The organism is Streptomyces sp. NPDC023481 (assembly GCF_055560195.1).
This window is the reverse complement of sequence record NZ_JBVHJE010000002.1, coordinates 474,909-488,272: the sequence shown is the minus strand read 5'-3', so window position 1 is coordinate 488,272 and position 13,364 is coordinate 474,909. Positions and strand designations below refer to the sequence as shown.

Below are 13,364 nucleotides of genomic sequence, written 5' to 3'. Positions count from 1 at the left end.
CCCACAAAGGTGGGGCGGCCGCCATCGGGGAGTGCCGTCGGGCACTACTTCGTGACCAGAGCCTGCAGGTGGCTGCTGAGCAGACGTACGTGGCTCATGGTGTTCTGGAGGCTGTTCCAGCCGTACTCCTGGCCATCCGAGAACTTCCAGGTGCCGGAGGTCCAGGCCACGTGGTCCTCCAGGGCTCGGAGGGTGCGCCGAACCTTGTCCCATTTGACCTTTTCAACCGGGGTGCCCGAAGTCAGCCGGTCCATAACGAAGCCCATGGCCTGAATGCCGACACCGTGGGTCAGCCTCGACTCCTTGGGAGGCTTCCCCCACGCGTCCTCGAAGATGTCTGCCACTGGCGTCCAGAAGGCCGTCAGGTGAGCCAGCATCCGCTCTTCGTCGCCCGTACCGTCGGTGGCGTTCCGGTACTGGTACAAAGCGCCTTCGTAGATGCTGTATTCCAGCATCTTGAGGACGCTGTTGTCCTTGATGTTGCCGTTGGGCGACGTGGGGCTGCTGATCCTTCCACTGAAGGGGCCGTCCCCCATGTTCAGCAGGACCATGAGCTGCGCGGCGAGTTGGCGGCGGGCATACGAGCGCGGCAACTGGCCGGTGGTCTCGGGAAGAAGCTCGTACACAAGCCCCTTGGGGAGCGGCTTGGTCGAGTTGACCAGGATGAACTGCGACCGCTGCTCCTCCTGCGACGCGATGAAGCCGACGGCTGCGACTGGGAACTCTGCGAGGTCGGCGTCCCTGATGGCGGCACTGCGCTGCTGTCCGTCCACCAACCAGGCCGGCTTCTGGTCATCAGCAAGTGACTCATCGACTGGGATGATCAGCTCGCCGGGGATGGAGTACTTCACATCGCCGCCGCGGACTGCCGGTTCGAACGTCACCCGCTCGTCGAAGGCCAGCACTACAGCGTTGGGAAGCATCGCTCCCTCTGACTCGAGGTAGCGGCGGATCGAGCGGATGTGGCTGAGGACCTCTGGCCGCTGGTATCCCTGCAACTGCTTCTTGCCGTCGCGGCGGATGCGCGAGACGGAGGCGAAGTCGTGCAGTTTTTTGCCATCGACAGCGAAGCAGTAGATCTCCTTGCTGCCTTGGAGCACCTTGAGCGCGGGAACCTTCAACACGTAGCGGTCGGCCACATCATCTCCTGTTTGAGTTGCTTTGAGTACTATGCGCGGTCTGGGCGATTATGTGAGCGGCAGCTTGCGCATCTTGGCTTCGAGTACCGTCATGTTATGGAATCCGCGGCGCTTGTTTCGCTCCGTTCCACGGAAAATAACCATCTCGATCTTGTGCTTCCTGCACAGATCGCATGAGCAGTGCGTCCAGGGGCGGTCAGCGAGGGTGGCCTCGTACTTTTCGACCTTCTTCAGCTTCTTCTCGTCGCCGAGGAGGGACTGGTACGCGCGCAGCGCATCCATGACTTCCTGAACTTCGACGCCGTCGTCTGCGTCGTACCGGCGAAGCAACTTGAGGCATTCTCGTTCAGCCTTCATGGCCTCGGATTGCGAAACCACCCCCGCCAGAATCAGCCGCTTGAGGGCGAGATTTCCATCGACCTGGGGAACCCTGATCGCCATGTATGCGCGGTCGGCTGTGTGATAGTTGTTCCGCTCGTCCATGAAGGCTTGACGGAACGCCGACGTGCTGTCGAAGCTGGTCACATGGTATTTAACGAACCGTTCCATGCTATCGACGCGAGTGATTCCGAGCAGATGAAATTCAACGCCGTCCTGGCGAACGTCAGAGATTCGCTCGAGGCATGCGATGATTTCCGGTGTCTTCAGCGGGACCATGCCACCTAGCGCGATCCTCTTGTATCCCATCTCTTGAAGCCTGGAGACACTGTCCGCGTAACTGTCCGGACTCCAGCCCTGAGCCGCACCCACTGGCTCAAGTCTCTTCTTCCCCTCCGGCATCAGCTTATTGCGGCTCGTGACAGCCTTGATGAACTTTTCCGCCAAATCAAGTGAAATCTCGCGACGCTTAACCCATGCCGGATCGGCGTCCTTCTCGGGAAGGTCGGGCTTGTAACCAAAGATCACGTGGTCAATGCTGATTCCCGAGTCGAATCCGCATTTATAGTAGAAGTCGAGGACTTCATCGATACTGTACGGCGGGTACTCTTGATCAATGTAGTTGAATGCCCCGCAGTCGCCGAGGCTTCTCATCGTGTCGGGCAGCCCAAAGAAGTGACTCACTCCGTCTCGGTAGAGTCGGTCCCGCTGTCCAGTAGTGTACTTTCCGGCGTATTTTCCGGCCCCGTTTACCGTTCCGTCTACGATGGCCTTGCTGACCAGTATCCCGTCGTACGGCGCTGGGTTAACCGCTTGGTGGGCGTACAGATCGTCCCTCTGCCGGACTCGATGATACGGGTATTCGTCGTTGATGAAATCGTACCCCGGGCTGATTTGGTCCTGACTGTCTGGGAAATAGAACTTCACGACGCGCTCATCCTCGACTGAAGGTAGATCCGGATCAAGACGTTTGACAGAGTGCTAATATGGCGGGGTGTGTTTTGCAAGTCGTTCCATGGGATGTTGAGTTCTGGCCAGCGCCCCTTGGTCCAGTGACAGTGAGGCTTGACCAGTTCCAGCTCTGCCATGGCCTTGTCGTAGGCGTCTTTCGACCCGACTTCTGCACTCAACAGCACACGGTCCATTATCCGGTCCATGAGGCGCCCCATTGACCTAATTCCGACACCATGCATGAGGCGACTCTTTGCCGGCGAGAGACCCCAAGCCTCTGGGAAGGTATCCCTGACCGCAGTCCAGTAGACGACGAGAATATCTCTCATCGCTGCGGTGTCGGTCGTCCCGTTAGAGAGGTTCTTGTACGGAAAGAGGACTCCGGAGGGAGAGAGTGACTCCTCGATCGCGGAGATGAGGCTGTTGTCCTTGACGACGGCCTCAGATCTTCTGTCCCCGGTCGTCGAGGCCTGTTTGATCAGCCCCTTGAACGGAGAGTCGCTGTCCTGGTTTAGAGCATTGACAAGTGCGGAGGGAAGTTTCCGAGCGGACAGCCTGGTGGGTAGCTTGGTGTTGACCTCTGGCAAGAGTTCTGACACCAGATTGCTGGGAAGCGGCGACACGGTGTTGACCCGAAGGAACTGGTCGCGTTGCACTTCGAGGTCCTCAGCGACAAATCCTGCAACGGTGATAGGAAGCTTCGACCGCTTCGTGCGTGCGAGGGCAAGGCTTCGTTGTTGCCCATCCACGATCAGGGCAGGGCGGGGTGCGTCATCGGAATCCGGTAGCGGAATCTCGATGGTCCCGATGGTCGCCAAGCCATCGGTGGTGTTGGGCCCTCGGCTGCCCTTGAAGCGGACCGAGGAGGGAAGGGCGAGGATGAGACCGTTCGGGAAGAGGACGTCTTCGCCGTCCAGGTAATCAAGAATCTGCTTGACGTGGTGCTTCTTCTCAGGGCGCTGGTAGCCGAGCAACTTCCCGGCCTCGTCACGGGAGATTCGGGCGACGTCAGCCACACGATCTACCTCTCCGGCTTCAAGGGCGAAGAGGTAGAGGGGGATGCTGGGGTTCTGCTCGATGCGCAGGGCTCTGCGCCGGATAAGGTTCTCGGTCACGGCTCACCCCATGGTCTTGATGTACAGGTTGGCGAAGCGGCTCTGTTCACAGGCCTGGCCGCCGTCTCGAAGCAGACGAAGGAGTCGCGTCCGAGAGATGCCGGGATGGGACGAAGTCTCCTTCCGGATGAAGGCGATCACTTGGTCATCGGTCATCGGTCGGCGGTTGTGTTGCTCGGGCCTCGACTCACTGGCGGCCCATTTGTTCCAGGAGTCGCTGGTGGCCGTTGAGGTGAGTTGACCTTCCTGGCAGTGCTGGAACCACGTCGCGGCCATGCGCACGTTCAGGCTCGTCAGTGTTCCGCCCAAGGTGCGCCTCAGCCCTGCGTCGGCGGGGACTCTTTGGATGCCGGCGATTTCTTCCACTCCGCCGAAGAGGAGGGCCTCGCTGGCGACGTCGGCCAAGGCACGAAGTTCCGCATCCATGGCCTTTGCGTAGGTTTCAGAGAGGACCAAGAGGACAGGGCTGGCCTTGCCAAGCTCCTGCAGCGTTGCCCGACCGGTTCCCTCTTGGAGTTGGCTCCACCACAGGGCGCCGTCTTCTGGAGTGGTCGCTACTGAGTCGGCATGTCGGGTGCTGAAGGTTGCCGCGTAAGAGGGGGCGAAGGCAGATACCGGCTGAAGGCCTAGGCCAGCGGAGGCCACCCAGAGGTCGGCCTTGAATCCGGCCTGAGCAGCCGCCTCACTGAGCCGGCGCGCCTGGGTCCAATGGTCGCCGCGGTAGAGCTCGGCGAGCGAGTGCGTGTGAGCCGCACTGTTGATGCGCTCGCTCCAGAGCGCGGCGCGCTCCTTCACGGGCCCTGCGGGAAGCTGCCTCGCCTGCAGTTCGGTCTCTGGCACAGCAGCCTTGCGGTCCGTGCATGTGACGACCAGCGTTAGTTGCCTCACGCAGCCCCTACTCCCCGACGCCTCTAACTGGAAGATTGTTGTCGTTACTCTACCTGTCAGTTTTCACGCTAGGGTTCACCCGTACACATGAGACCTAGATAGGGAGCAGGCATGGCGGAGCGTCCCGCGATCGTTCTTCTGAGTGGCGGGCTGGACTCGACGACTGTTCTGGCAATCGCCAAGGACCAGGGCTACACGCCGTACGCGCTGAGCTTCCGCTACGGCCAGCGGCACAGTGTGGAACTTGAGGCTGCGAAGCGCGTAGCCGCGGCGCAGGGGGTTGCGCGTCACGTGATCGCGGACATCGATCTGCGAGTTTTCGGTGGCTCCGCGCTCACGTCGGACATCGAGGTTCCGAAGCACGAGTCCCTGGATACCGCTGACGACAAGGGCATCGACAGCAGCGTGCCGATCACCTACGTTCCGGCGCGCAACACGATCTTCCTGTCCTTCGCGCTGGCCTTCGCGGAGACGGTCGGGGCGAGTGACGTCTTCACCGGCGTGACTGCCGTCGACTACAGCGGCTACCCGGACTGCCGGCCTGAGTACATGCAGGCGTACGAGCAGATGGCCAACCTGGCCACCCGCGCCGGAGTCGAGGGCACGCAGAAGCTCAAGCTGCACTCCCCGCTCATGACCATGTCGAAGGCTGACATCGTCCGTGAAGGGCTGCGCCTCGGCGTGGACTACTCCCTGACGTCCTCGTGCTACGACCCGGACGAGCAGGGACGGGCCTGCGGGCACTGCGAGACCTGTCTGCTCCGACTCAAGGGCTTCGCCGAGGCTGGCGTCACCGACCCCGTGCAGTACCAAGGCGCGTGAGAATGACCTACCAGGTCAAGGAGATCTTCTACACCCTGCAAGGCGAAGGGAGCCACGCAGGCCGGCCGGCCGTCTTCTGCCGCTTCTCCCGGTGCAACCTGTGGACGGGTCTGGAGAAGGATCGTCACCGTGCGATCTGCCAGTTCTGCGACACAGATTTCGTCGGAACTGACGGAGAAGGTGGCGGCAAGTTTCGGAGCCCGGACGACCTCGCTCAAGCAGTCGAAAACGCGTGGCCTTCGTCCTCCAGAGAGCACCGCTTTGTGGTGTGCACGGGTGGTGAGCCGCTCCTGCAACTCGACGAAGCAGCGATCGATGCGCTGCATGCCCGCGGCTTCGAGGTGGCAGTCGAGACGAACGGCACGCGTGTGCCCCCCAAGGGCATCGACTGGCTCTGCGTCAGCCCCAAGATCGGCTCTGAGCTGGTCGTGACCAGCGGTGACGAGTTGAAGTTGGTCTACCCCCAGTTGGGAGGTGACCCCCGTCAGTTCGAGCAGTTGGACTTCCGGTACTTCCGGCTCCAGCCCATGGACAACCCTGACGTTGAAGCCAACACCAGGGCGACGGTCGAGTACTGCATGAAGAACCCGCGCTGGATCCTCTCTCTCCAGACGCACAAGTATCTGGGAATTCAGTAATGGAAATCTTCCGCGAGTTCACGTTCGAAGCCGCGCACCGCCTGCCCCGGGTTCCCGAGGGACACAAGTGCGCACGCCTGCACGGCCACTCTTACAAGGTCATCGTCCATGTAGAGGCGCCCGTGGACCCTGAGGCGGGTTGGGTCATGGACTTCGGGGACCTCAAGAAGGCCTTCAAGCCCATCGAAGCGCAGCTCGATCACTACTACCTCAACGACATCGAGGGCCTGGACAACCCGACCAGCGAGGTCCTCGCCCGCTGGATCTGGGATCGGCTGAAGCCGGCCCTGCCTGACCTCTCTGCGCTCACGGTCCGCGAGACGTGCACCTCCGGCTGCACCTATCGGGGCGAGTGAGCATGCACGACATCCAGAACGAGACCGATGCCCGAGGTATCGAGATCGACGACGTAGGCATCAGCGGCCTTCGGTACCCGCTGTACTTCGAGGACGGTCACCTCCGCCAGGAGGGCGTCGCCGAGATCGAAGTAACCGTGCGGCTCCAGCACGACCGCCGCGGAACCCACATGAGCCGCATGGTGGCCTTCGCTCATGAGCACCTGCGCCGGTTCGATCCCCGCAAGCTGCCGTACCTCCTGAAGGTCGGGGCGGACCTCCTGGATGCACCAGCATTCGCTGTGGCGATCGATGTTCCCTTGAGTACGACCGTGGTGGCACCTGCAAGCGGTCAAGAATCGCTGCAGGTCCACGATGTCCGCTTCGAAGGCCGCTGGGACGACGGTGCCGCGACGGTGATCACCTCCGTCACCACCGAGGTGACCAGCCTCTGCCCGTGCTCGAAAGCTATCTCGGACTACGGTGCGCACAATCAGCGCAGCCGAGTCACCCTTTCCGTGACGGGAGACGGAGATACGCCGTACCCCTTCGGCGTACAGCAGGCCGTAAGGCTCTTGGAGCGGTGCGCGTCCGCGCCGGTCGTGCCCTTGGTCAAGCGCCCCGATGAGCGAGTGCTGACGATGCAGGCGTACGACCACCCCATGTTCGTCGAGGACATGGTGCGGAAAGTCAGCCACGACTGCCGGGAGCGAGGTCTTCGTCACCGTGTGAAGGTCCGCAACCTGGAAAGCATCCATAGCCACGACGCCGTCGCTTACGTCGCTGGATGATCTCTACGGCCGATGTAGGGACCTGCACCCATCGTTCTGCTCATTGCATTTTCCCTGGGGCTCCTTCCAGAGGGAGGGGAGTTGGGTCGTGAGGCCGTGCTGTGCGGCTGACCCGAGCGGCAGGCAGGGGACGGACGGACCGTTCGCCGAGTTCGATCGCGCCACACTTGGTGCCGCGAGCGCGGCGAACGCCCGCCTGGTTCTGCCGCTCGTCACCTCCTGCTCCGTCACCCGAAGCGAATCGGGAGCTCTCCAGTGACAGCGACACGAAGGTTGTACGACAGTTGTACAACCTGAAGCCTTGGTGTTGCGGGTGTGAGCATTGGGCCCACAGCGCCCCGCACCGGACGCCTCGTAGGCGGGAGCGCAGCAGTTAGGGTGCGGCATATGGCGCGTCTCCTGGTTCTCTTCGACCTCGACAACACACTCGTGGACCGACGGAGAACGCTGGCTGACTGGTCCGCCGAGTTCACCGCCCGGCACGGTCTGGCTGACGAGGAGCGGGCGCACGTGCTGGGCATGGTGGCCGAGCGGGCCTATCCGTCCACATTCGAAGTGATCCGCGCCCGGTACCAGTTGCCCTTGTCGACCGTCGAGTTGTGGCGCGCGTACTGCGCCGACATCGCGACCTCGGTCTCGTGCCCGGAGGAGATCCTCGACGGCTTGGACGAGCTGCGTGGAGCCGGCTGGCGGGTGGGTGTAGCGACCAATGGTGCGGTGGACATCCAGCGCGCCAAGTTGAAGACCACTGGTATCGCCGAGCGTGTGGACGGCGTCTTCGTCTCCGAGGAGGCTGACGCACGCAAACCGCAGCGTCGGCACTTCGCTTTGGCTGCGGCCCGCTGCGGCGCCGTGCTGGCCGATGGTGGCTGGATGGTCGGTGACAACCCCGTCAACGACATCGGCGGCGGACGCTCCGCGGGGCTGCGCACTATCTGGGTCGGCAACAGCCGCTCATGGTCGCTCGCCGACCCTGATCCAGACCACACGGTGCCCCATGCGCGCGCCGCCGTCGACCGCCTGCTTCTGCACGGCGCCGACCAGGCAAGGGCCACGGCATGACGTACACCGTCGGACTGCTGCACCCCGGCAGCATCGGATCCGCCTTCGGCTCCCAGTTGCGCTCATGCGGCCACACCGTTTTGTGGTCTCCTGAAGGACGCAGCGACACTACTCACCGCAGGGCTGAGCACGCGGGTCTCGAACCCGAGACACTGCCCGAACTCGTCTTCCGCTCCGATGTGCTGCTCTCCCTGTGCCCGCCGGCCGCCGCGGAGGAGGTGGCCGCCCAAGTGGCCGAGCTCAGTATGGCCGGCGCGGACACGATCTATGTCGAAGCGAACGCCGTCGCGCCGCCGCGCGCGCAGCGCATCGCCGACCGCCTGGCCCCCATGCCGGTCATCGACGCCGCGGTGGTTGGATCGCCTCCGGTGGGCGGCAAGACCCCCACGCTCTACCTGTCCGGCCCCAGAAAGCAGGCCGACAGGATCGCCGAAATCTTCGCTGGAACCGATGTCCGGCCTCACGTCCTGGGGGACAGCATCGGCCAAGCCTCCGCACTCAAGCTCGCGTACTCCAGCTACCAGAAGGTCTCCCGTGTCCTCGCCGCCGTGGCGTACGGAGCAGCTGAATCGTACGGAGTCGCGGACGAACTGCTGGTGATCGCGGCCAAGCGCACCCGTAGCTACCTTGCGGAGACCGACTACATTCCCAAAACCGCCGCGCGCGCCTGGCGGTGGGGCCCGGAGCTTGAGGACGCGGCGGCCCTGCTCGCCGATGTCGGCCTGCCGGACTCCCTTATGCACGCCGCTGCCGCGACGCTCGCACGGTGGAACGGCAACAAGGACGAGCGCCTGGACATCGCCGAGGCGCTGGAAACCCTGCGCGGTGAGCGAGATCAGGACGACCCGAGTTGAGCTGACAGCACTCGCTGGGTCGCCGAGTCCTGGCCTCAGGCGCGAGGGGACGTTGTGCGGACGATGTCGTCGATCCTCTTCGCGGCTTCACGGGGCGCCGTCGTATCCGTATCCACGCGCAGCTCCCACTGCGCCCGCGGATGAGCCGCAAGATCGGCCTCGGTGGCGTCCCACGCGGCCAGCCGAGCCGCGGTGTCGTTGTCGCCTCGCTGCGGTGAGCGTAGCGCGGTGGTCTGCTTGGAACACCACAGCAGAACGCGCACCCAGTGCGCCGAGAAGAGGGCGGATACCTGCTGCATCCCGGCCATCTGGCCAAGGTGGACAACAGGGGTCCGGCCACCCTCCATGGCCTGCTCGAGGCCAGGCTGATCAACGATGTAGATGTTGCCGTACCGCTCGTTGCGGTAGATGACGTCACCACGGGCTTCCAGGTCGGCCAACTGCTCCGGCGTACCCATCCGGTAGTCCTTGGTATTCCCCGCCCCGATCTTGAGTCGGGTGAACCGCACATATCGCGCGTCGAGCTCGGTGAGTACGTCGGTGACCGTGTCCTTGCCTGCCGCCGGCGGTCCGTACAGCAGGATGCCGTGCCTCATTGGAACACCGTCCCGAAGACCTGGCGCACCTGGTCCGTGAGCGATATCGCGGCACCTAGCCGGTTGTCGACGACCAAGTGCGGCACGACAGGCCGCAGATCGGGATCGATCCCGGCGGCGTATGCGTTCCAGTTCTGGAGCTTCCAGCTGTCCCGTGCGGCGGAACGGAAGCTGATGTACTCGTGCATCGTGTCGATGTCGCACTGGATCCAGACGACAGCAACGGTGACGCCACGGGCTTCGCAGCGGTTGATCAGGCGCCGCATCCAGCGAGGGTCGGTTGCCTCGGCGATGAACGGCGCGGTGAGTACGGTGCTGATCGCGCAGTCGATGTTGGCGTAGGCGGTTTCCAGCAGGCACTGGTACTCGAGCGGACGGACCTTCTCCCGGTAGAGGTCGGTGTGCCGGTCGTTCGGGTCGCTGCCCATTTCCACGAGGAGTCGTTCGACGAGTGGGCGCGTGATCGGATCCTTGTCGAGGACGGGCCAGCCAGTGAGTTGGGAGATGAAGCGGGCGAACTCTGACTTCCCGCTGCCCGCATAGCCACCGACCATCATCAGGGTCGGCTTGTTCGGGTCACCGCCGGTGTGACGGCGCTTCCAGGCGTCGAGGATGCGCTGCTGAATGCCCTGTCCGTCGGTGTCCTCCGTACCAGGTGAGAGTTGGAGCAGCGCGCGCTCCACAGCCAGCACGTGGGCTCCAGTGTGTGGTTCGCTCGACGCAGTGAATTTGAGCTTCCTGGCCTCGTCCGGCAGGGCGTTACGGAAGCCGAGTTCGGGCTCGGTCGCGCGGTACAGCAGGCAGTACGCGCGACGATAGTGCGGTCCGGGATAGACCTCACCCTGCTCGTGCTGCCACAGCGTCTGGAAGTTGGCGGCCGGCACCGCGAGTCCCGCAGCCCGGGCCACCTCGCGCAGCTGCTCGCCCGCGCCTTCGAGCGTCAGGCCGTGGGCTTCGCGTTGCTGCCTCAGCTTGTCCGGGCGCCACCCCGGGCGACTCTTCCCCACTGCGCCTACCGCCTGCCCATCCCTGATCACGATCCGGAGCCTAAGTCAGCCTCTCATGAACGCATGTGAAAGCGGATGTTGAAAAGTCAGGTCAGTCGGCCATGAGTTGCTGATGAGCAGCTTCGGCAACGGCTCGTGATACTCCGCACACCTCCGAACCGCTGTCATGGTCACACCGACGCGGTCGTTGTAAGTCCGCCTCTCTCCAATAGCGATCTACTGATGGAGCCTCACCATGCGCTGCCCGAGGACGTGCATACCTTCATCGACGAGTCCGTCTGCGCCGCCGTACCGAGCCCAGCACCCGCATCCTCGCTACGCCGCCGCGGTGAGCTCCCTGGCGCGCTCGTTGAAGTCGGCCACGAGCCGATGACTGCCGAAGGGTCGCATACGTCGTTGAAGGTCATGCACGGCCTCTACGGCACGCGAGGACCTCACCTGTCTGGTCAGGTTCAAAGTGCGAACGCCAGCCGCGTGGGCCGCTTCCAGGTCGTTCCTCTGCAAGTGAGCGACGGCCAGAGCGGCTTGCGACATGGCCCCGCGTCGAGCGCGCTTCTGGCTCCTGGCGTGGTCAATAGACCTGCGGGCGTGCTCGTCTGCGGAAGCCGCGTCCCCAAGGTCCCGGAACGTATTGGCGTGCTCGCCGTGCAGGTAGGCCGGGTCGATGAACGCCGCCCACTCCGGTTCCTCATCCAGCCGTGCGTTCGCGTACGCCTGCTCCGACTCGACCACGGCGCGAGCCGCCGCGGTCTTGTCGCCGAGCAGTGCGAGCGCCCGTGCCTCCAGGCACCAGAGGTCCGCGAGGCAGGCCGGCGAGTTCGCGCGGGAGAGTCCGAGACGCCCCGCTTGGGCCAGGCGCCGTCCTTCGGCGGGATCTCCGAGCAGGGTCGCCTGGTCGGCCATACCCGCGAGCACGTGGGAGCCCAAGGCAGCGTTGCCGGATTCCTCCGCGAGACGCAAGGACTGGATGAGATACCTCTGGGCTACGCCGTGCTCGCCGCTGTCGTAGGCCATCCACCCGAGAAGGTATGTCTGCTCGGCCGCCGCTTCGCAGAGTGCCCGTCGCACGTCATCGCTGTAGGTGCGACGGAGCAGGGGGTAGACGTGCTGGTTCATGTACTCGGCGAGGATCAGGCGACCAGAACCGCCTCCTTGGAGTACGTCCATCTTCTGGAACTCGCCGAACATGTTCTTGACCGCCGTCACGTCCTCAAGTCGTACGCGGGGGCCGGGCTCTGGACTCTGGTCGAGGGTGTTCATCAGCCAGTCGCGCGATGGCCCTATGCCGGCAAGGGCTGCGAACGGCACGCCTGCAAGGAAGTTACGTCGATCCACGTCAGCTCTCCCGAGGTCTGCGACAACCTCCACGGTAGCCGCGTAGGAAGAGTTGTACACGAGCGCGCGTTCAGTGCCCGCGCCTTCGCCGAGCCCGAGATCGTACGTTGTGACCTGGTATCCGAAGTGATCCGAGAACACGGCCGCGATGACGTCGGGTAACGGGTGGCGCGGAATCTGGCCTTCGATCCAGAAGCGGACCCGCGTCGTGCTGGTGGCGACATGAGGCTCGTTCCACAGCAACGCCTTGGCCTTCACGCGTCGCGCCAACTCGCCGCGACTCAGTCCTGAGCGGTCTAGCCAACTCGCAAGCCGATCGTTCGTCATGCAGCACCCCCTGGCCGAGGTAACGGAAACGACACCCTTCGACACCCCTGATCACGGTACCGCGCAACTCCCTTCTGAAGTTGCCTAGTTGTCAGCCAAGCCAGCCACCGGGAGGGCCTGATTCATGATGAGCAGTGCAGGGCAGAGCATGGAGACCGAGCAGCAGCCCGCGTCGCATAGCCACGAGCACGCGCCGGTCCGCCCTACCCGCCTCGGAGTCCTTCAGCGTCAGCTCGGGGGCTACGGGCCGGCGACGGTCAAGCCCAACTCGATCACGCGCTGGGCCACCGACGGCCGGTCAGTGCTCAAGATCTACCGCTGTGTCTCCCCACACGAGAGGCGACGCCGGGAGGTCGAGGCTCTGGCTTTCGCCGCCAACTGGGGGTTCTCTGTGCCCCGCGTCCTGGCGACTGGTGAACGGAAGTCCCATGCCTGGACCGTCCTGTCGACCGTGACCGGGGAGCCTTGTTCATTCAATACGGCCCGCGGGATTCAGGATTACCTCTGTCACGTTGTCTCGACGACCGAGCGGTTACATGGTCAAGTCGTTGGACGACTGCCTCCCGGAGCCGGCTGGACTTGGCAGAAGGGCGACGCGATCAGAAGCAACCGTTGCTTCCTTCTCGACCAGATGTCTCCCGCCTGCCGACGACTGCCATGGTGGAAGTCGCTGGAGGCTTCACTCGAACCTTGCGACACCCGGCCGACGGTTTACCTTCACGGTGACCTCAAACCGGACCATCTCGTGTTCGACGGCAGTCACCTTCACGTTCTCGACTGGGAGGCCAGCGGACGGGGGCCAGCGTCCAGCGATCATGCCGACGCGACCTTCCATCTCATACGTGACCTGATCTACTCGTCGGTTCCAGTCCACCGAATCCCCGTCGGGCTCATCAGCCAACTTCATGTCCCGAGCGCGGTGTTGGCCTGGCGTCTGGCCCTATGGCTCGACCGACGGAGAGTCGGAGACATCCGGCTCCTGCCATCGCATGACCTTTATCGGCTCGTCGCGCATGACGATCCCGCGGCAGCCTGCAGGGAACTCGCTCGAACGATCTTCCACCTGCGCGCGGCCGGTGTTCCGCGCTGAGAACGGCGCTGTCCCGCCCAACGAGGCCCGCGAGTC

General features: G+C 63.7%; 14 protein-coding genes. 7 read left to right on the top strand and 7 right to left on the bottom strand.

Features of this window, described 5'->3' with window-relative positions; translation table 11 throughout:
- Positions 1–44: 44 nt before the first annotated feature.
- The 4 genes from dbpB (ACZ3ZD_RS06495) to ACZ3ZD_RS06480 are packed head-to-tail and all read right to left on the bottom strand — an operon-like array spanning position 45 to position 4,378.
- Positions 45–1,139, bottom strand: coding sequence for a DGQHR domain-containing protein DpdB (gene dbpB / locus ACZ3ZD_RS06495; RefSeq protein WP_397948894.1), 1,095 nt, complete (start codon positions 1,137–1,139; stop codon positions 45–47).
- Between the two features lie 48 nt (positions 1,140–1,187).
- On the bottom strand, positions 1,188–2,444 hold the full coding sequence (gene dpdA / locus ACZ3ZD_RS06490; protein ID WP_467394178.1) for a tRNA-guanine transglycosylase DpdA: 1,257 nt from the start codon (positions 2,442–2,444) through the stop codon (positions 1,188–1,190).
- Complete coding sequence (gene dbpB / locus ACZ3ZD_RS06485; protein ID WP_467394176.1) at positions 2,441–3,583, bottom strand: DGQHR domain-containing protein DpdB; 1,143 nt, start codon at positions 3,581–3,583, stop codon at positions 2,441–2,443. The genes dpdA and dbpB (ACZ3ZD_RS06485) overlap by 4 nt, the downstream gene beginning before the upstream one ends.
- A 3-nt stretch (positions 3,584–3,586) precedes the next feature.
- The gene (locus ACZ3ZD_RS06480) at positions 3,587–4,378 is read right to left on the bottom strand and encodes a hypothetical protein (RefSeq protein WP_397948890.1); all 792 of its coding nucleotides are present in this window, start codon (positions 4,376–4,378) and stop codon (positions 3,587–3,589) included.
- A gap of 204 nt (positions 4,379–4,582) precedes the next feature.
- Here ACZ3ZD_RS06480 and queC point away from each other — a divergent pair, with 204 nt between their 5' ends.
- From queC to ACZ3ZD_RS06450, 6 genes are all read left to right on the top strand, one after another.
- Positions 4,583–5,293 carry a 7-cyano-7-deazaguanine synthase QueC gene (gene queC, locus ACZ3ZD_RS06475; protein WP_467394174.1) on the top strand — a complete coding sequence of 237 codons (711 nt, stop codon included), beginning with the start codon at positions 4,583–4,585 and terminating at the stop codon, positions 5,291–5,293.
- A gap of 2 nt (positions 5,294–5,295) precedes the next feature.
- Entirely contained in the window at positions 5,296–5,931 is a 636-nt protein-coding gene (gene queE / locus ACZ3ZD_RS06470; RefSeq protein WP_467394172.1) for a 7-carboxy-7-deazaguanine synthase, read from the top strand.
- Complete coding sequence (gene queD / locus ACZ3ZD_RS06465) at positions 5,931–6,287, top strand: 6-carboxytetrahydropterin synthase QueD (RefSeq protein ID WP_397948885.1); 357 nt, start codon at positions 5,931–5,933, stop codon at positions 6,285–6,287. The genes queE and queD overlap by 1 nt, the downstream gene beginning before the upstream one ends.
- Before the next feature lie 2 nt (positions 6,288–6,289).
- Entirely contained in the window at positions 6,290–7,057 is a 768-nt protein-coding gene (locus ACZ3ZD_RS06460) for a GTP cyclohydrolase I FolE2 (RefSeq protein ID WP_397948884.1), read from the top strand.
- Positions 7,058–7,444: 387 nt separating this feature from the next.
- Entirely contained in the window at positions 7,445–8,119 is a 675-nt protein-coding gene (locus tag ACZ3ZD_RS06455) for an HAD family hydrolase (protein WP_467394169.1), read from the top strand.
- A complete protein-coding gene (locus ACZ3ZD_RS06450; protein ID WP_467394167.1) occupies positions 8,116–8,973 on the top strand; it encodes a DUF1932 domain-containing protein in 858 nt (285 codons plus the stop codon). The genes ACZ3ZD_RS06455 and ACZ3ZD_RS06450 overlap by 4 nt, the downstream gene beginning before the upstream one ends.
- A gap of 35 nt (positions 8,974–9,008) precedes the next feature.
- Here the strand turns inward: ACZ3ZD_RS06450 and ACZ3ZD_RS06445 are convergent, their stop codons facing one another.
- The 3 genes from ACZ3ZD_RS06445 to ACZ3ZD_RS06435 form a co-directional block, all read right to left on the bottom strand.
- The gene (locus tag ACZ3ZD_RS06445) at positions 9,009–9,569 is read right to left on the bottom strand and encodes a guanylate kinase (RefSeq protein WP_467394165.1); all 561 of its coding nucleotides are present in this window, start codon (positions 9,567–9,569) and stop codon (positions 9,009–9,011) included.
- On the bottom strand, positions 9,566–10,606 hold the full coding sequence (locus ACZ3ZD_RS06440; protein WP_467394163.1) for an AAA family ATPase: 1,041 nt from the start codon (positions 10,604–10,606) through the stop codon (positions 9,566–9,568). The genes ACZ3ZD_RS06445 and ACZ3ZD_RS06440 overlap by 4 nt, the downstream gene beginning before the upstream one ends.
- A gap of 285 nt (positions 10,607–10,891) precedes the next feature.
- A complete protein-coding gene (locus ACZ3ZD_RS06435) occupies positions 10,892–12,238 on the bottom strand; it encodes a transcriptional regulator (RefSeq protein WP_467394161.1) in 1,347 nt (448 codons plus the stop codon).
- Between the two features lie 148 nt (positions 12,239–12,386).
- On the opposite strand from ACZ3ZD_RS06435, the gene ACZ3ZD_RS06430 reads away from it, so the two are divergent.
- Positions 12,387–13,328: an aminoglycoside phosphotransferase family protein gene (locus ACZ3ZD_RS06430; protein WP_467394159.1), complete on the top strand. Its 942-nt coding sequence runs from the start codon at positions 12,387–12,389 to the stop codon at positions 13,326–13,328.
- Positions 13,329–13,364: the final 36 nt, after the last annotated feature.